This is a genomic window from Intestinibacter sp. (genome assembly GCF_034113885.1).
Lineage (GTDB): Bacteria > Bacillota > Clostridia > Peptostreptococcales > Peptostreptococcaceae > Intestinibacter.
In genome coordinates this window covers 1-17,306 of record NZ_JAXEWM010000101.1, presented here as the reverse complement: position 1 = coordinate 17,306, position 17,306 = coordinate 1, and the positions used below count along the sequence as shown (strand labels likewise).

The window sequence follows — 17,306 nt, the reverse complement described above, 5'->3', positions numbered from 1 at the left end:
ATTATTCCCCCTTTATCATTTCTATTGCATCACATGGACAAACTGCTGCACATATTCCGCAACCTTTACAATGTTCAAAATCAAAATCTAATCTTTCTTTATCTACAACTGGTATAGAACTATCTGGACATACTGGAACGCATAATAAACATTGTTTACATTTTTCTGCTATAAATTTAGGAGTGTTAACTCTCCATTCACCAGTGTTGAATTCTTTAGAAGTTCCACCACCTTGAATATTTCCACCTATTGATATATCTTTCCAAGATACACTTTCATTGTATTTTTCACTAACTTTCATCTATTTTACCTCCTCTAAAGCCATTTCTAAAGCCTTTAAGTTACCTTCTATAACTTCTGGTTTAGATTTAAATTTATGACTGAAAGATTCTTTCATTTCAGCTAAGAATGTATCTATTGGCATAACATTACTTACTTTTACTATTGCAGCAAGCATTGGAGTATTAGGGAAGTATTTTCCTAAAGCAGCGATTGATACTTTTCTTGCATCTATAGTATAAACATTTCCTTTGTATCCTTTAAGTTGAGGGATTATTTCTTCTTTAGATTTTGCTGTATTAACTACTATAGCTCCATCTTCTTTTAATCCTTTTGTAACATCAACTGATTCTAATAAAGTTTCATCTACAACAACTACAAAGTCAGGATTGTAGATGTTAGAGTGAACTCTTATTTGTGTATCGCTTATTCTGTTGTAAGCAGTTATTGGAGCACCCATTCTTTCTGGTCCATATTCTGGGAAACCTTGAACGAATTTTCCTGTGTTAAAAGCAACATCTGCTAAAAGTAGAGATGCAGTTTTAGCACCTTGACCACCACGGCCATGCCATCTGATTTCTGTTAAATTACTCACTTAATCATCCCCTTTAATATATAATAAATTTTATATTTTAGTTAAATTTACTATGATTACGTTTTCATACATCTTGTATATAGAGCACGTGATTATAATAAATTTGCACAACTTTTAAAATGTGTATAATTTAAGTACTTAATTAGCAAGTACACTATATTTTTGTAGTAAAATATAATATTTTAAAATAGTTTAATATAACGTACTTATGTATGCAATGTTAAAAAATCATAATTTAATCTTAATCTAATGAGAATAGAAGTGTCAATAGAAAAAATAAAATTATATATGAAAACGTTTAGAAATATTTTTTTTAATAAAAAAAATTATTTTTTTAGTTATTTTAATGGAAAATGTACGTTATAACATACAATGAAAATTTAGTATTTATCAAAAAATAAATCAACAAGAGTGATGTTATTTGATAAAAAAATTATAATTTTATAACACATCATTCTTGTTGATTTAGTAAATTTTATAATTGAGGTTATTTGATTATTTTATTTAATTCATCTACAACAGAAGAATCGATTTTATATGTATGCTCCTTTTGAGGGAAAGTTCCGTCTTTTACTTCTTTTATAAATGTTTCAAATGCATTTGACATAATTTGTCCAACTTCTGCGTATTTTTTCACGAATTTCGGAGTGAAATCGCTAAACATTGCCAGCATGTCTTGATAGATTAGAACTTGTCCATCGCAGCCAGCTCCTGCGCCTATTCCTATTGTAGGTATAGACAGTTTTTCTGTTATAATAGCAGCTATTTCAGCAGGAACTCCCTCTATAACTACTGCAAAAGCTCCAGCTTCCTCTACAGCTAGTGCGTCATCTATTAATTTTTGTGCGGCTTCAATGCTTTTACCTTGAACCTTAAATCCACCAAAGGCATTTATTGATTGAGGAGTTAATCCTATATGCGCACAAACTGGTATTGTAGCTTTGACTATTGCTTTTATTTGTTCACAAACATCAGCTCCACCTTCAAGCTTAACAACATCGGCACCGCCTTCTTTTATCAATCTACCGGCATTTTCTACAGCCTGTTCTGTAGAGACTTGATATGACATAAACGGCATATCTCCAACTATTAATGCGTTTTTTACACCTCTTTTAACTGCTTTTATGTGGTGTATCATATCCTCCATAGTAACTGATAGAGTATTTTCATATCCCAACATTACATTTCCTAGAGAATCGCCGACTAATATGCTGTTTACGCCAGCCTCATCCATTAGTCTAGCAGTCGAATAATCGTATGCTGTTAGCATAGTGAGCTTTTCTCCTGTTTCCTTTGTTTTTTTAAAAGTTGCTACTGTATTTTTCATACTTTTTAACTCCTTTTCTAAAAATTATTTAGGGCAAATTGCAAAACATCTAGCTGTAAACCCAGCTCCATTTTTAACTTTAGGGAAGGTAGTAAAGATAAGTGCGCCTACAGCTGGGCATTTATCTAGGTTTTTAAGTAGCTCTATTTGGAATCTACCTTTACTAAGTACATAGTATTCACCTATATATCCATCTACTGCAATTACTACTGGAGCATCTGTGTCGCTTTGTTCGTGTCCTACTGCAGCTACATTTCTTTCTTCAATTAAAAACTTAAGTGCATCGATTCCCCAGCCAGGGTAGTGTTTATTTCCTTCGGCATCTCGATTGTCCATTTTTTCAGATGTCTCTCTTTTATACCAATCAGTTCTAAATGCTACGAAAGCGCCTTCTGGGATCATTCCATTTTCTTTTTCCCAATCAAGGATATCCTCTTTAGTAAGTACATAATCGTGATTATCTACAACAGCTTGACTTTTATCTATTACACATAAAGGCATTACCATATCTTTTGGGGTAAAGCTTTCTAATGTATTAGCTCCTTGTACAAAGTGGACAGGAGCATCTACATGTGTTCCGTATTGACTTACTAATGTGTATTCATGTACTTGAAATATTGTTGTATCGAAGTCAAATGTTGTCTTCATAGACATATCTGGAAATCCGTCCCAATGAGGTGTGTTAGGACTAACTTCATGGCTTAATTCAACCCATGTACATTCTTTTTTCCATTCATTAAGTTGTTCCCATAGTTTTTTATTCATGTATAATCCTCCTTCTAATAATTTATCAAATATTCAATAAATTTAAAATATTATATTGATATAAGTGTATCACGATTTTATATAATGTAAAGCGAAAAAATTATGAAATAAGAAAAACTATAATTATCCGACAATTTTAGATAATTATAGTTTTTTGTACTTAAAAAATCAATTTTTATTGAGCAGTAGGAGCTACATAAACTCTTTGTGCCATTTCATCGTCTAACATGTATAGAGCATGTGGATTGCCGATACATCTTTTAACTTTTTTCAATATAGTAGTGAAATTATCTTCTTCTTCTACTTGTTCATCTATAAACCATTTTAAAAAGCTCATAGTAGCATGTTCTTTTTCGTCAGTTGCGATGTCCATTATGTTGTATATTCTCTTAGTAACTGTTTCTTCATGAGCTAGACCAGTTTCAAATACTTCTACTAAGTCAGTATATGTTTCTTTTGGTTGATCTATTTGACCAAGTACAACAGTTCCTCCTTTTTGGAATACGTAGTCGTAAAATTTCATACCATGATCGATTTCTTCTTTTGCTTGAACTCTAAAGAAGTTAGCAAAACCGCTTAAATCAATAGATTCGCAGTAAGCTGCCATTGCTAGATAAGTATAAGAAGAATAAAGTTCAAAAGTGATTTGATCATTAATAGCATTTTCTAAGTTTTTACTTAACATAAAAATTACCTCCCAAAAATTAAATTTTAACTAACAACTATATTTTACAACATATTCCTGTAAATTTAAACTAAGTAAATAAATCATTATTACGTTTTTCTTAAATATAAACTCAAAATATTGTAATTTTTTTAGTAATTGAATACTATTAATATTAGGTGAAAATATTAATTATTATATATGAAAAATATAAAAAAAAGAGTATAATTTTATATCGATATAAAATTATATTTCAAAATACGAGGAGAAAAAAATGAATAGATTATTGGACTGGATTAAAAATATTTTAGTTAGATTTAGAAAAGCGGGATTTGGGATATTTTTTATTAAAAACCTGTTTTTACTACCTGATTTTTTTACTGATAAGGATTTGAATATTTTTTCTAAAATGAAGGTAGCTTTTACATTTCTGATAACTTTATTTTATTTTATGTCTAGTATTGATTTTATGCCGGAATTTTTATTTGGGAGCTTAGGGTTTATTGATGATTTATTGATCCTTATATGGGCAATAGGCTTGATAAATGAAGAGCTTTTAAACTATAAAATACTTTTACAAAATAGTCCAAAATCAAAAATAATTGAAGATGTAAATTGGGAAATCAAAGATGATATGTAATATATTCAAATTATTTTCAAATATTGCAAAAAAGTAAGATACTAAAGGACTATTTGTTGTTATAATTATATATGGAAATATAAATAAATTTAAGTTAGTTTCTAAAAAGTTATGTTGAGTATGTATGCAAAATAGATCTAAATAGTATTAGTGGATAGTTGTTAAACGGGGGAATTTTATGAAGAAGGTAAAATTATTAATTATTTATTTAATAGCTATTTGTGTATGTGGGTGTAGTCATAATTTTAAAGAGGATTTTTCTCAGATAGATGATGAGAAGGATGCTATAATAGCAGCATTTGGAGAATATAATTCAACAAAAGGTACAGGAGTAGTTTTAATAAATGAAAAAGAATATGAAAAAGATAGGACTTATATTTATTATATAGTTAGACCTCCTGCTTTAGAAAGCTATAAAAAGGCATTAAAGGCAGAGAGCTCTAGTGAAAAACAGGAAGAACTTGTAAATGAAATGTATAGTAAGGTCGAGCAAGAGGCAAGTGAAGAGGTTATAAATAAAATAGATAAGCTATACACTAACAAAAATATAGACAAAATTCGTATAGAGGTTGGTGTAGTATGGCCTTATGGAAAGCACAATTATACAAAGCCGGGAGAAAATATTGTAGGAAAGAAAATTGCATATATAAAGACTTTTAACTTTACTAGAGAAAATTATGCTGAGCTTCTAAAGGAATATAAAAAAGATATGGTAAGCTAGAGTATATATTTCTCAAAATTACGATAAGCAATAATAAAAAATAAAAGCGAAGTAGGCAATAAAATTAATTGCCAACTTCGCTTTTTAGTTTTTATTATTTACAGTATTTATAAGTTAATTCACCTAGTATTTTTATTCCTTTGATTATATCTTCAGTAGATGGAGTAGAGAAGTTCATTCTAAAGCTTTGACAAGGCATACTTGTATCAGCTAAGAAAGCAGTTCCAGGTACTAATGCAACTTTGTTTTCTAAAGCTTCACCTACGAATTTCATCATATCTACACCTTCAGGTAGAGTTACCCAAACGAACATTCCACCTTCTGGTTTAGTGTATTTTACGCTTGGATGGAAGTTTTTAGCCATTTCGTCTTGCATAACTTTGTTTTTAGCTCCGTAGATTTCTTTTAATTTTTCTATTTGAGCATCCATATCACAAGTAGCAAGAATTCTTTCACATATTACTTGACTCCAAGTAGTACTATGTACATCGTTTAAGAATTTAACTTGTTTTAAAGGCCCTACGATTCCTGGTTTACCAACAGCACATGCAACTCTTATTCCAGGTGCTATTATTTTTGAAAAACTAGCAGCGTATACTACTATACCTTCTTCGTCAAATGATTTTATAGGTGGTACAGCTTCACCACTAAATCTCAATTGTCCATAAGGATTATCTTCAAGTATTATAACACCGTATTTTTTACATAATTCATAAACGCCTTTACGTTTTTCAAGTGACATAGTTATACCAGTTGGATTTTGGAAGTTAGGTATAACGTATATAAATTTAGGTGTTGGTTTTATTTGTAATTTTTCTTCTAAATCGGCTAAATCTATTCCGTCGTCTTCCATTTTAACTCCGACTAAATTAGCTCCATTACTTCTTATAGAATCAAGAACACCAAGGAAAGAAGGATCTTCAGTTAAGACTGTATCGCCTTCATTACATAATACTTTAGCTAAGAAATCAGCTATTTGTTGACTACCAGAAGTACATATCATCATATCGTCGTCTCTTACGACATTTCCATCTCTATTTAAGAATTTTTTTGCTTCTTCTAGTAGAGGATGGTATCCTTCAGTTAATCCATATTCTAGAACAGATAAAGGTTTATTAGTAAGAACTTCATTTGAAAATTCCACTATTTTATCTATTGGAAAAGAATCACTTGCTGGGTTTCCTCCTGAGAATTTGATTAAAGTAGGATCTCCCATCATCGCTAATATATCTCCTGCTGGAGATGGTTTTAAGTTTTTAAATCTGTTTGAAAGATTGTATTGCATATTTTGTGCCCCCTTTATTAAAACTATAGTATTTATTATATCAAAAATTATGTAAAATAATGTAAAATTTTAAAACTTTATGAAAAATCTAAATAAAGAGCTCGAAAATATTAAAAATGTATTAAAGGATTTTAAGGAAAATATTAGAAATTATTTATATTAAGTTCACATTTCTTTCCTATAATCAAAATATAAATTACAAATAAAAAAAGTTAAGGGTTATTATAAAAAAATCTAAAGAGCATAAGTAAATCAAAAAGGAGGATTATAATGAATAATCAATTTGAAAAGAAAAATGCCTTGGTAAACAACCTGATAGCTTGTACAAATTCAGACAATTATAAGATAAGAGCTGCAGCATATACAGCACTTGGAAATTTTGTAGATATAGATGAAGTTCTTTATAAAATGAAGGATGGTATAGAAGATTCAAAAGCCGAGGTTAGAGAAGCTGCAACAAAATCTCTAAAAAAAATCTACAATGAAAGAAAAGAAAAGGAATTTTTTCAAAAATGGCTTTATGAAATTGAAGAGCTTAGAAAAATTTCTTAAAAACTAACTACGATATCAACTAAAATTAAAATATCCACTTAAACGGCAAATTTAAAAATTTTTAAAATGCCACTTGGAATTATATTTCTATCCCCAACGAGTATAATTCCTAACAAAAAACTGCCATTTTAATCGGCAGTTTTTTGTTTTGTCTATTTAAATATAGAGTTAAGATTTTTAATAAGTAATCTATTTTCTTCGGGCTTTAATATGCATACTCTAAAGTAGTATTCAGTAAGCCCATCGAATGAATTGCAATCTCTAATAATTATTTTTTTAGGAAGTAGCTTTTCTCTAAGTTCTCCAGCTGTAAGCTTCTTAGAATTTATTTTACATAGTATGAAGTTACCCTTGCTAGGATATACTGTTAAATCGTCTATACTGCTTAAAGCTGTAGTCAAGTAGTCTCTTTCTCTAAGCATTGCATCTATAGTATTTGAAATAAACATATCGTCTAAAAACATTATTTCTCCCATTGCAGATGCTATTATATTTATATTCCATAAATCTAGGTTTTTATTTATTGCTTCCTTTATATTTTTATCTCCTATAAGTCCGTAGCCAAGTCTGATACCAGGAGTTGAGAAGAATTTTGATGTTCCCCTTATTACAAATAGTTTATTGTAATCATCTACTAGCTTAGTTGATGAGTAGATATTTGTTTCTGTAAATTCTATATATGTTTCATCTATCATGACGTAGCATGTAGTATTTTTTAAAATATATTCTACTTGTTCTCTAGAAAAAGCAAATCCTGTAGGGTTGTTTGGGTTACAAATTATAGTCAAATCGTAATTTCTTTCATTTATAGAATTTACTAATTCTTTTTCATCTATTACAAAATTATTTTCTTCCTTAGAAAAATATTTTACAACTTCAGAATTTATTTTATTAAGCTCCTTTTCGTATTCAGAATATGCAGGTGATAGAAGTAGAGTTTTATTTGGTTTTATTGTCTTTATAAATGATGATATTAATTCAGTTGCTCCACTACCTAAAACTATATTTTCCTCTAAACAATGACAATATGTAGATATAGATTTTTTTAAATTTACATATTCTGGGTCTGGATACATAGAGACCATATTTATGTTGTTGATTACATATTCTTTTGCTTTATTTGAAGTTCCAAAAGGATTTATGTTAGAGCTGAAATCCATAAATTCGTCTTTTGAAAATCCGTATTTACTAGATAAATCATATAAATTCGCACCATGATTTACACTCATTTTAAAGCCTCCTTTAAAGTACTATTTCTTATATAAAAGTATAAATATATAAAAAAATATAATCAATAATCTATATAATTATATTTATTTGTATTGATACAATTTTAAATAAAATATATAATAAAATGAGAATGCATAAACAGGAGGATAAAAATGTTTAAAATTACAGGTGTAATGTTATCTGAAGAAGAAATAAAAGCAAAAGTAGCTGAATTAGGTAAAAAAATAGAAAAAGATTTCGAAGGACAGGATTTATTAGTAGTAGGTATACTTAAAGGAGCAAGTGTATTTGTTTCTGATTTAATAAGAAGCATAAACTTAGATGTAAATATAGATTTTATGAGTGTTTCTAGTTATGGAAACTCAACTGAATCTTCAGGATCAGTAAAAATACTTAAAGATTTAGATGTAGATATAAAAGGAAAGAACGTATTGATAGTTGAAGATATAATAGATTCAGGACTGACTTTAAGTAACCTAACAAGAGAGCTAAAGGTTAGAGAACCAAAAGATTTAAAAATATGTACACTTTTAGATAAACCTCAAAGAAGAAAGGTAGACATTCCTGTTGACTACGTTGGATTTGTTATAGAAGACAAATTCATAGTTGGATACGGAATAGATTATGCTGAAAAATATAGAAACTTACCATATATAGGTATAGTTGAAGATGTTTAGAATATACTAATATTATTATATTTGCTTAAAATATAGACTGTAAAGTAATTTGTTTATTTTTGCAGTCTATTTCTATATTTAAAAATATATTTGGCAGTACATAAGGAGGATGAAAATTATGGAGATTCTTTTATTTTTTCAAAGTATAAGAAATTATATTTTGACTATGATATTTACAGCATTTACAATCTGTACCGAGACTATGGCGGTTACATTAATAGCTGCTATAATGTATTGGTGCATAGATAAAAAATGTGGACAAAGGCTGTTATTTGCAATTACAGGGAGTATAACTATAAACTCAGGTATAAAGAATTTTTTTAAGGTACCTAGACCTATAGGAAGTGAAGGGCTAGAATCATTGAGAACATCTACTGCTACAGGATATTCATTTCCAAGTGGGCATACTCAGACGGCGACTACAGTTTGGGTCTCTATTATGGAGTATTTTAGAAAAAAATGGGTGATTGTACTCGGTATGATAATGGTTTTAGGAGCAGGAGTTTCTAGACTTTATCTAGGTGTTCATTGGCCTACAGATGTATTAGGCGGATGGATTTTAGGGATTGTATTGAGTTTAATTTTTGTGAAGCTATTCGATTATATAGATCAAAATAAATGTTATTACATATTATTCTTGATTTTAATCGCGTTTATTGTTGCTGTGTATTTTTTAGCTGGGGAAGAGTTTGTTAAGAGCTTTGGTATGTACACAGGATTTATTTTAGGATATATAATAGAGGATAAGTTTATAAATTTTAGCACAGAAGAAAGTAAAAAGACTGTCAGTATTTTTACAGATAAAAAGGCTAAAACTAGTATGAAGACTAAAGTATTGAGATTTGTAATTGGGATAATTACTTTAGGAGCTGTATATGCTCTATTGAAGTATTTATCAGTTATGATATTTGGAGGTAATACGAGCGAGTCTATTTTATGGATTGTGGATTATATAAGATACACTTTAATAGCGCTTTGGGGCGTGGCAGGAGTACCTTTTTTATTTAAAGTGTGCAGTTTAGATTAAAATAATTTTGAGAGGATGATTTTTTGAAAAAAGTAGTTATTATAGGAGCTGGAGCTAGCGGCATGTTGGCTGCAAAGGTGGCTTCGGATAGAGGATTTAAAGTTACCGTGATTGAAAAACAAAAAAGATGTGGACGAAAATTAGCTATAACAGGAAAGGGTAGATGCAATATAACAAATGATTGCGATATAGAGGAATTAATAGAAAATGTACCTACAAATGGCAAATTTTTATACAGCGCATTTTATACATTTACCAACGATCAGGTTGTAGATATGTTTAATAATTTGGGAGTTGAGACTAAGACAGAGAGAGGAAAGAGAGTTTTTCCAGTGAGTGACAAGGCTTCAGATGTTGTAAGGGCATTAGAAGGTCAAATGAGAAGTTGCAAAAATGTAGAGGTTTTATTAAATTCAAAGGTCGAAAAAATAATAGCAGAAAATAAAAAGGTAACAAAGGTAGTGCTTTCTGATAAAAGAGAAATTGAATGTGATAGCATAATTGTTGCGACAGGTGGAGTCAGCTATCCAAGGACTGGCTCTACTGGAGACGGATATAGATTTGCAAGAAGCTTAGGACATACTATAATTGATCCAAAGCCATCTCTTATAGGACTTGAAGTGGTTGAGAGCTATGCAAAGGACTTAGAAAAGCTATCTCTTAGAAATGTAAAAATTGATGTTTACAACAGCAAAAATAAAAAGGTCTATGAGGATTTTGGAGAGATGGAATTTACAAAATATGGAATAGATGGTCCGATTATAAAATCGGCTAGCTGTCGTATGGGAGATATGTCTAAGGATAACTACAGAATAGTTTTAGATTTGAAGCCTGTTTTAGACGAGGAAAAATTAGATAAGAGGATACAAAGGGATTTTCAAAAGTATTCAAATAAAAACTTTGAAAACTCTCTAAATGATTTATTGCCTAAAAAGCTGATTCCGGTAATTGTAGAATTGAGTGGAATAGATCCTTATATGAAGGTAAATCAAATTTCTAAGGAAAATAGAAAAAATTTAGTTAATTTAATAAAAAATATGACGTTTACTGTCAAAAATTATAGACCTATTGAAGAGGCTATAATAACTTCAGGAGGAGTTAAGACGAGTGAAATAAATTCTAGTACGATGGAATCTAAATTAGTTTCAGGGTTGTTTTTTGCTGGAGAAGTAATAGATGTAGATGCGTATACAGGTGGATTTAACCTTCAAATAGCTTTTTCTACAGCATACTTGGCTGCAATGAACTGTTAATTTATTAAAAAAAATTGATATTATCTTAAATGCCAGCTATTAAGAAATTTGTCATAAATTGTATGTATTATAAATTTTATAATTCATATAATACTATCAAGAAACAAAATTAATAGAAAAGAGGTATTAAATATGTCAAATAACAATAATAATAACAGAACAGTAGTACCAGAAGCTAAACAAGCATTAAATCAAATGAAATTAGAAATAGCTAATGAATTAGGAATGTCTGATTATCAACAAGTTGACAAAGGAAATTTAACCGCTAGACAAAACGGTTACGTAGGTGGATACATGACTAAAAAATTAGTTGAAATGGCAGAACAACAAATGTCAGGAAAAGTTCAAAAATAAATAAGATAGGATTAAAATCTTATTAGATAAAAAGTGGTAAGCTCATTTATAAAGTGGGTTTACCACTTTAGTAGTTTATTGATGAATAAAGATGTATTTATTGGTTAAAATAAATTTGAAGATTTACATATATAATTATTTTTGATTATGTAAATTAAAATTTATATAAGAGGAAGTGGCATAATGGCAGTAGATTTTGAAAAAATAAAAAATGACTTTATAAATGCTGATTTAGATGGGAAAATTCGCATTTATACAACTACTCAAGGCCTTACAGTTGAGCAATTTAGAGAGTTGCTAAAGTACTATCCAATAAAGCATTTATCTAAACTAGAAAAGGCATTAGGATAGAAGATTGATTTGTAGAAAATAAGATTTTCTTTTCTTATTTTCTACAAATATAATGAGTTCAGTTAAGGTGAATTTTTTCGACGTATTTGTAGATTTTTTCATTGCCAATATCTATTTGACCTGTTTCAATGTATTTTACTATAGCTTCGATATCATTTACGTTTAAGTACTTAATAGGAATATTTAGTAGATAGTCGCTATTTTTTAGGATTTTTTTTAATTTTATTTGTAGTGAAACAGTAGATTTAATATTATTTTTATCGTGTTTAGAATTCATATAGCTTTTAAAGTTTTCATTTTGGTTTTTCATTAGGGTATTTATATAATTTAGATATGAGTTTTGGAAATCAGCTTGATTTAAAATTGATTCATCTAGGATGTTGGATAGTATTCTGTTAGCATAGATATTTTCTGCAAATTTTTCAGCTGTAAGTTTTCCAGAGCTAATACCTTTTTGATATTTTCTGATAAATTTTTTAGTCGAGTTATAAATTTTATTTCTAGTATTTAAATCAAGTTCTTCTATTATCATAATTATATTGTCCTCAAAGTATGAGAATAAACCTCCTTTTTTCTTATTATTATTTAACAAAAATTATAATAATATACATATATACAGAAAAATTATTTATTATTAATCAAATCATAAAAAATAACCATAAAATGTATAAATTTAAACTTTTTGGAGAAAATAGAAATATATATTTCGAAAAGGAGAGATTTACTATGTTGAATGGAATAATAAAGCTGTTTTATACAGAAGTAGTTAAAAATAAAATAAATAATTTGCCTAAGGAGGAATATGAAATAAACGATCAATTTAAAAAAATACAAAATATATCTTATAAAATCGATAGCGTAGTTTTTGCCATTTTAAAAATTTTTACGGCAATATTTATACTGCTTGTTTGCTATAAAATAAATGTTTATTTTGCAATAGGTGCATTTTTTATTGAATTTGCTTATATATTTTACAAAAAAAGTTTTAAAACAAAGGCTGAATCCGAGATAAGTACTATAAAAGAAAATATAAACAAAAGTAAGGAATCTATTTTAAAGGAAAAAGGTAAAAGAGATATATCTTTTTTATTATCCATATTATTAATAGGTTTGGTCACAGGTTTTACATGGGTATTAGCCTTATGTTTTTTTGTGGTTTTTGCAATAACAATAAGGGATATATATGCAAATTTCAAAAATAACTTATAAATATATTTATTTAAATTTATAAAAAATATACACTGGTTTATTTTAAATAGTGAAAATATTGGGTAACTTCACTTGGATTATATTAATTATTGTGATAAAATTTATCTACATTAAAAGGATTTTATAGATAATTAAAATCAAGGAGGATGCTTGATGGAAAAAAATAGAAAACTAATGAAAAATTTAGTAGATATATCTGTTATGGTGACTCAATCTACAAATTTTTTTGAGATAAAAGATAAAATAGTCGATAAAATGTTGGAGGTTATAGAGCCTACAAAGGCGTGTATTAATTTATTTTACAATAATGATTTTGAATATGCTTATTTGGTGTGTTCTGCTACTTTAGATTATGTACCTAAGGCATTTCCAAAAAATTGTGAAATAGGGACAAAGCTAAACTTTGACCAAGCGTATCCTGAATATATACATGAAGCTGTTAGAGATAAAAAAATAATATATATTGAAGATATTTTTGAAAATCCAAAAGCAGTCGACGAAAGGGAATTAGCCAATATGGAGGGATATAAGGGTAGAATCGTATTTCCTCTAGTTTTAAATTATAAAGTTATAGGATTTATGACGTGTTTCTTGACAGAAGAGGATTCTATAGAGGAATTAGATATTACATTTATATCTTCTGTTGTATCTTTGATATCTTTATCTATTGAAATTACTATGGAAAATGAGCATACAAGAGACTTAATAGGTAAGCTTAGAGAGTCTATAAGCAATATAAATGATGTTACTGCTAAATTGTATTTGAATAACGATGTGAATCAATTTATGGAGGATTTAAATACTCAAGCGAAAAATTTAACTAAAAGCAATGAAGCGTTTATTGTAATAGATGATTTAAATTATGATTATAAAATCTTTAGCACATTAAAAAATAAAAATAGAAAGAAAATTGATTTTCAAGAAATATTATCTGAGTTGAAATTATACGATGAAGATGGAGATTACGAAAATAATCCAGATTTGACACGTTTGAAAGATTTAAAGGTAAATAATTATATCTATTATAAGCTGAAGGAAGGAAATGAGGTTGTAGGATGTATATTATGTTCAAATAGTAAAGGATATACTGAGGACGACTTTAATATACTAGAGTTAATTTCCAAACAGGTTATATTAGGTATGCAGTTATATAAATACAATCAAGCTGAGACAAAGCATAAATTGATTGCGAATGAATTGAATATATTGAATAAGCAACAGAAGCTTATTATGAATGAGAGTGAAATGAATTTAAATAACGATAAGGATTTGTATTTTTACCATAGACCGGCGACTGTCATAGGTGGTGATTTTTACCATGCACAGGCTATAAATCAGGATAAGGTAGCTTATATAATTGCAGATGTAATGGGTCATGGTATAGTTTCAAATTATATAGTCGCAATGATAAAGGGAACCTTCAAAACCCTATGCTATAACTACGAATCAGCTTCAGAAATTATGAATAAATTAAACCAAATTTTATACGATGAATTCGATAAAATGGGTGTTTTTAGTACGTGTATAGTAGCTATTGTAGATACTAAGAATAATACATTGGATATTTCTAATGCTGGACATTATTGTCCGATTATAATCGATAATTTTGGAAGGTTAATATCGGATGAAAGTGAAATGTGCAAGAAAAATATTCCACTAGGTGTCTTAGAAGATGTGAGCTATAAGCAAGTTACAATACCTATAAACGATATTTCTATGATTTGCATGTACACAGATGGAGTTATAGAGATAAAGAATAAAAGTAAAGAGGAATTCGGAATACAGAGATTTGAATCTTTTTTACTTAAAAACTATAAGTTGAAAAAAGAAGATTTTATAAATGAATTGAAAAATGAACTGCAACAATTTGTTTCTAAACGAAATTTCGATGACGATATATTAGTAGTCTGTCTAAGTAATAAATAATTTTTAAATAAAAAAGCAATTTATATATAGTGATATGAATGATCTAATAGGAGGATTTTTATGGGGAAAAGTGATAAAATACTAATAATTAATGGAAGCCCTAGAAAAAATAAAAATTGTGCTTCAGTTATAAAAGAGATAATAAAGAAATTTGAAGAAAATCAAATAGAGTATAAGGTATTAGATATATATAAGATGAATATAGAGTATTGTACAGCATGTGGAGCTTGTGAAAAGACTGGACATTGTAGAATAAAAGACGATATGACTCCAATATATGAAGAGTTCAACCAAAGTACAGGAACTATAACAGTTAGTCCGATGTACTTTGCAAGTGTGTCTACAAAGGTCAAGACTTTAGTAGACAGAACTCAATCATTTTTCTCTAGTAAATATGTGTTGAATAAACCATCTATAGATAGGGATAAATTTAGATTAGGTATGTATATTGCAATAGGGGGACAACCTGAATATAAAAATCAATTCTTAGGAGGACAGCTTGTGATGGATATATTCTACAAATCTATAAATACAGATTTAGAATATAATTTATATTTATCAAATTCAGATCAAGTTCCATTTGAAGAAAATGAAGATTTCAAAGCTAAATTCAACAAATCTGTTGATGAATATATATATAAAATAAAACAAAATAATAATTAATATTGTAAAGTAAGGGGCGATGAATATGTTAAGGTATTTGACAAGTGGTGAGTCACATGGACAAAGCTTGATATCTATAATAGATGGTCTTCCATCAAATGTAGAATTAAACTTTGACGAAATAAACAGTGAACTTAGAAAACGTCAATGTGGCTATGGCCGCGGCGGAAGAATGAAGATTGAAAGCGATAGAGTTAATATTCTAGGCGGTGTTAGGGGGAAAAAAACACTAGGTGGACCTATTTCAATCGAAGTAAAAAATAAAGATTATCAAAACTGGACTCAATATATGGCACCTATGGATGATGTCGATTTTGAAACTAGAAAGGTAGATAATGTAAGACCAGGTCATGCAGATTTAGTTGGATGTCTAAAATACGATTTTATTGATGCTAGAAACGTGCTTGAAAGATCTTCTGCTAGAGAAACAGCTAGCAGAGTTGCAGTAGGGGCAATTTGTAAGCAAGTACTTAAAAATTTCGATATAGATTTTGTCTCTCATGTCATACAAATAGGTGATGTGAAGGACGAAAATATATATGATTTTGATTATATAAAAAATAACGTAGATAATTCAGAGGTTAGATGTGCAAACAAAGAAATGGAAGCTAAAATGATTGCACAAATAGACGAAATAAAAAATGAAAAAGATACAATAGGTGGAGTTGTAGAAGTCAGAGTTAAAAATTTAATTCCAGGACTTGGTTCATTTACTCAATTTGATAGAAAAATTGACGGTGTATTAGCTATGCACTTGATGGGGACTCAAGCTATAAAAGGCGTTGAATTTGGTATAGGCTTTGATGTAGCGCGTCTTCCAGGCTCTAAGGTAATGGATGAAATAATCTATAATGAAACAGATGGAATAAGAAGAGCTACAAATAGACTAGGTGGTATAGAAGGTGGAATGACAACAGGTGAAGAAATTGTAATAAGATGTGCAATGAAGCCAATTCCAACACTATACAAGCCTCTTAACTCAATAAATGTAAACACATTAGAAAAATACCAAGCTACAGTAGAACGTTCAGATACTTGTGCTGTACCTGCGTGCAGTGTAGTATGCGAAAATGTAGTGGCTTTCGTTATATGTAGGTTTTTCCTAGAAACAATAGGCGGAAGCAGCTTAGAGGATGTAAAGAGAAATTACAATTCATATGTTCAAAGGTTGGGTGAAAGAGGATGGAAAAAATAAAAAATAAGGTATGTAGCATTTTCATAGATGAAAGTTACAGAAGCTTTAACAAGGCTTTAAATGAAATAAGCGGTACTTCTGATAAAAACATAAATGAAATATACGATAATGTACTAGTGATTTCAGATGAAAATGTATACAAAACACAATTACATAAATTTATAGATTTACTAGGTGCGAAATTTGTAAGTGAATATATAGTTCCAGCTGGAGAAGGTTCAAAATGTATAGAGACATTTGAGAGAATTCTAGAGCATGGATTAAATGCTGGCCTTACTAGAAAATCGCTAGTAATTGCTGTCGGAGGTGGCGTAGTAGGTGACTTATCAGGATATGTTGCAGCCTCATACATGAGGGGAATTGACTTTATACAAGTACCTACAACCCTTCTAGCACAAGTAGATTCATCTATCGGAGGCAAAACTGGAATAAATCTAGGTACTTACAAAAACGTAGTAGGAGCATTTTATCAACCTCAATTCACATTTATAAGCGTGTCAGCTCTTAGAACTCTTCCAGATGATCAATTTAGAAATGGAATGAGTGAAGTTGTTAAATACGGATTTATATACGATTATGAATTTATAGATTAT

21 protein-coding genes are annotated in these 17,306 nt (G+C 29.0%); 13 read left to right on the top strand and 8 right to left on the bottom strand.

Annotated elements, in window-relative coordinates:
- Position 1 precedes the first annotated feature (1 nt).
- The 5 genes from SPD90_RS06020 to SPD90_RS06000 form a co-directional block, all read right to left on the bottom strand.
- Entirely contained in the window at positions 2-301 is a 300-nt protein-coding gene (locus SPD90_RS06020) for a 4Fe-4S binding protein (protein WP_320625562.1), read from the bottom strand.
- Positions 302-874: a 2-oxoacid:acceptor oxidoreductase family protein gene (locus tag SPD90_RS06015; protein WP_320625563.1), complete on the bottom strand. Its 573-nt coding sequence runs from the start codon at positions 872-874 to the stop codon at positions 302-304.
- Positions 875-1,361: 487 nt separating this feature from the next.
- Positions 1,362-2,201 (bottom strand): 3-methyl-2-oxobutanoate hydroxymethyltransferase, encoded by an 840-nt coding sequence (gene panB / locus SPD90_RS06010; protein WP_320924628.1) that lies wholly within the window; start codon positions 2,199-2,201, stop codon positions 1,362-1,364.
- Positions 2,202-2,225: 24 nt separating this feature from the next.
- On the bottom strand, positions 2,226-2,966 hold the full coding sequence (locus SPD90_RS06005; protein WP_320625565.1) for a cyclase family protein: 741 nt from the start codon (positions 2,964-2,966) through the stop codon (positions 2,226-2,228).
- Between the two features lie 175 nt (positions 2,967-3,141).
- Positions 3,142-3,651, bottom strand: a complete 510-nt coding sequence (locus SPD90_RS06000; protein ID WP_320625566.1) for a ferritin — start codon at positions 3,649-3,651, stop codon at positions 3,142-3,144.
- A gap of 253 nt (positions 3,652-3,904) precedes the next feature.
- Between SPD90_RS06000 and SPD90_RS05995 the strand changes: the two genes are divergently transcribed.
- A complete protein-coding gene (locus tag SPD90_RS05995; protein WP_320625567.1) occupies positions 3,905-4,270 on the top strand; it encodes a YkvA family protein in 366 nt (121 codons plus the stop codon).
- 178 nt (positions 4,271-4,448) lie between these two features.
- Entirely contained in the window at positions 4,449-4,991 is a 543-nt protein-coding gene (locus SPD90_RS05990; RefSeq protein WP_320625568.1) for a hypothetical protein, read from the top strand.
- A 94-nt stretch (positions 4,992-5,085) separates the two neighbouring features.
- Here the strand turns inward: SPD90_RS05990 and SPD90_RS05985 are convergent, their stop codons facing one another.
- Positions 5,086-6,276: an aminotransferase-like domain-containing protein gene (locus SPD90_RS05985; RefSeq protein ID WP_320625569.1), complete on the bottom strand. Its 1,191-nt coding sequence runs from the start codon at positions 6,274-6,276 to the stop codon at positions 5,086-5,088.
- 270 nt (positions 6,277-6,546) lie between these two features.
- On the opposite strand from SPD90_RS05985, the gene SPD90_RS05980 reads away from it, so the two are divergent.
- Positions 6,547-6,828 carry a HEAT repeat domain-containing protein gene (locus tag SPD90_RS05980; protein WP_320625570.1) on the top strand — a complete coding sequence of 94 codons (282 nt, stop codon included), beginning with the start codon at positions 6,547-6,549 and terminating at the stop codon, positions 6,826-6,828.
- 152 nt (positions 6,829-6,980) lie between these two features.
- Here SPD90_RS05980 and SPD90_RS05975 read toward each other — a convergent pair whose 3' ends face one another.
- Positions 6,981-8,057 carry a pyridoxal phosphate-dependent aminotransferase gene (locus SPD90_RS05975; RefSeq protein WP_320625571.1) on the bottom strand — a complete coding sequence of 359 codons (1,077 nt, stop codon included), beginning with the start codon at positions 8,055-8,057 and terminating at the stop codon, positions 6,981-6,983.
- A gap of 153 nt (positions 8,058-8,210) precedes the next feature.
- On the opposite strand from SPD90_RS05975, the gene hpt reads away from it, so the two are divergent.
- The 5 genes from hpt (at position 8,211) to SPD90_RS05950 (ending at position 11,720) form a co-directional block, all read left to right on the top strand.
- On the top strand, positions 8,211-8,735 hold the full coding sequence (gene hpt, locus SPD90_RS05970; RefSeq protein ID WP_320625572.1) for a hypoxanthine phosphoribosyltransferase: 525 nt from the start codon (positions 8,211-8,213) through the stop codon (positions 8,733-8,735).
- A 118-nt stretch (positions 8,736-8,853) separates the two neighbouring features.
- Positions 8,854-9,762: a phosphatase PAP2 family protein gene (locus SPD90_RS05965; RefSeq protein ID WP_320625573.1), complete on the top strand. Its 909-nt coding sequence runs from the start codon at positions 8,854-8,856 to the stop codon at positions 9,760-9,762.
- A 23-nt stretch (positions 9,763-9,785) separates the two neighbouring features.
- A complete protein-coding gene (locus SPD90_RS05960) occupies positions 9,786-11,015 on the top strand; it encodes an NAD(P)/FAD-dependent oxidoreductase (protein WP_320625574.1) in 1,230 nt (409 codons plus the stop codon).
- Positions 11,016-11,147: 132 nt separating this feature from the next.
- Complete coding sequence (locus SPD90_RS05955; RefSeq protein WP_320625575.1) at positions 11,148-11,369, top strand: alpha/beta-type small acid-soluble spore protein; 222 nt, start codon at positions 11,148-11,150, stop codon at positions 11,367-11,369.
- Between the two features lie 183 nt (positions 11,370-11,552).
- Entirely contained in the window at positions 11,553-11,720 is a 168-nt protein-coding gene (locus SPD90_RS05950; protein WP_320625576.1) for a hypothetical protein, read from the top strand.
- Positions 11,721-11,778: 58 nt separating this feature from the next.
- Here SPD90_RS05950 and SPD90_RS05945 read toward each other — a convergent pair whose 3' ends face one another.
- Positions 11,779-12,252 (bottom strand): hypothetical protein, encoded by a 474-nt coding sequence (locus SPD90_RS05945; protein ID WP_320625577.1) that lies wholly within the window; start codon positions 12,250-12,252, stop codon positions 11,779-11,781.
- A gap of 194 nt (positions 12,253-12,446) precedes the next feature.
- On the opposite strand from SPD90_RS05945, the gene SPD90_RS05940 reads away from it, so the two are divergent.
- From SPD90_RS05940 to SPD90_RS05920, 5 genes are all read left to right on the top strand, one after another.
- On the top strand, positions 12,447-12,929 hold the full coding sequence (locus tag SPD90_RS05940) for a hypothetical protein (RefSeq protein WP_320625578.1): 483 nt from the start codon (positions 12,447-12,449) through the stop codon (positions 12,927-12,929).
- 153 nt (positions 12,930-13,082) lie between these two features.
- Complete coding sequence (locus SPD90_RS05935; RefSeq protein WP_320924627.1) at positions 13,083-14,855, top strand: GAF domain-containing SpoIIE family protein phosphatase; 1,773 nt, start codon at positions 13,083-13,085, stop codon at positions 14,853-14,855.
- 60 nt (positions 14,856-14,915) lie between these two features.
- Positions 14,916-15,518 carry a flavodoxin family protein gene (locus SPD90_RS05930; protein WP_320625615.1) on the top strand — a complete coding sequence of 201 codons (603 nt, stop codon included), beginning with the start codon at positions 14,916-14,918 and terminating at the stop codon, positions 15,516-15,518.
- Positions 15,519-15,543: 25 nt separating this feature from the next.
- Complete coding sequence (aroC, locus tag SPD90_RS05925) at positions 15,544-16,713, top strand: chorismate synthase (protein ID WP_320924626.1); 1,170 nt, start codon at positions 15,544-15,546, stop codon at positions 16,711-16,713.
- The coding region (locus tag SPD90_RS05920; RefSeq protein ID WP_320924625.1) for a 3-dehydroquinate synthase at positions 16,701-17,306 on the top strand (606 nt) is incomplete at its 3' end. The genes aroC and SPD90_RS05920, both read left to right, overlap by 13 nt.

What these genes read in the sequence shown, in the direction of transcription:
- SPD90_RS06020 (WP_320625562.1), bottom strand. Translation starts at nt 301, where the DNA reads ATGAAAGTTAGTGAAAAATACAATGAAAGTGTATCTTGGAAAGATATA.
- panB (WP_320924628.1), bottom strand. Translation starts at nt 2,201, where the DNA reads ATGAAAAATACAGTAGCAACTTTTAAAAAAACAAAGGAAACAGGAGAA.
- SPD90_RS06005 (WP_320625565.1), bottom strand. Translation starts at nt 2,966, where the DNA reads ATGAATAAAAAACTATGGGAACAACTTAATGAATGGAAAAAAGAATGT.
- SPD90_RS06000 (WP_320625566.1), bottom strand. Translation starts at nt 3,651, where the DNA reads ATGTTAAGTAAAAACTTAGAAAATGCTATTAATGATCAAATCACTTTT.
- SPD90_RS05995 (WP_320625567.1), top strand. Translation starts at nt 3,905, where the DNA reads ATGAATAGATTATTGGACTGGATTAAAAATATTTTAGTTAGATTTAGA.
- SPD90_RS05990 (WP_320625568.1), top strand. Translation starts at nt 4,449, where the DNA reads ATGAAGAAGGTAAAATTATTAATTATTTATTTAATAGCTATTTGTGTA.
- SPD90_RS05985 (WP_320625569.1), bottom strand. Translation starts at nt 6,276, where the DNA reads ATGCAATACAATCTTTCAAACAGATTTAAAAACTTAAAACCATCTCCA.
- SPD90_RS05980 (WP_320625570.1), top strand. Translation starts at nt 6,547, where the DNA reads ATGAATAATCAATTTGAAAAGAAAAATGCCTTGGTAAACAACCTGATA.
- SPD90_RS05975 (WP_320625571.1), bottom strand. Translation starts at nt 8,057, where the DNA reads ATGAGTGTAAATCATGGTGCGAATTTATATGATTTATCTAGTAAATAC.
- hpt (WP_320625572.1), top strand. Translation starts at nt 8,211, where the DNA reads ATGTTTAAAATTACAGGTGTAATGTTATCTGAAGAAGAAATAAAAGCA.
- SPD90_RS05965 (WP_320625573.1), top strand. Translation starts at nt 8,854, where the DNA reads ATGGAGATTCTTTTATTTTTTCAAAGTATAAGAAATTATATTTTGACT.
- SPD90_RS05955 (WP_320625575.1), top strand. Translation starts at nt 11,148, where the DNA reads ATGTCAAATAACAATAATAATAACAGAACAGTAGTACCAGAAGCTAAA.
- SPD90_RS05950 (WP_320625576.1), top strand. Translation starts at nt 11,553, where the DNA reads ATGGCAGTAGATTTTGAAAAAATAAAAAATGACTTTATAAATGCTGAT.
- SPD90_RS05945 (WP_320625577.1), bottom strand. Translation starts at nt 12,252, where the DNA reads ATGATAATAGAAGAACTTGATTTAAATACTAGAAATAAAATTTATAAC.
- SPD90_RS05940 (WP_320625578.1), top strand. Translation starts at nt 12,447, where the DNA reads ATGTTGAATGGAATAATAAAGCTGTTTTATACAGAAGTAGTTAAAAAT.
- SPD90_RS05935 (WP_320924627.1), top strand. Translation starts at nt 13,083, where the DNA reads ATGGAAAAAAATAGAAAACTAATGAAAAATTTAGTAGATATATCTGTT.
- SPD90_RS05930 (WP_320625615.1), top strand. Translation starts at nt 14,916, where the DNA reads ATGGGGAAAAGTGATAAAATACTAATAATTAATGGAAGCCCTAGAAAA.
- aroC (WP_320924626.1), top strand. Translation starts at nt 15,544, where the DNA reads ATGTTAAGGTATTTGACAAGTGGTGAGTCACATGGACAAAGCTTGATA.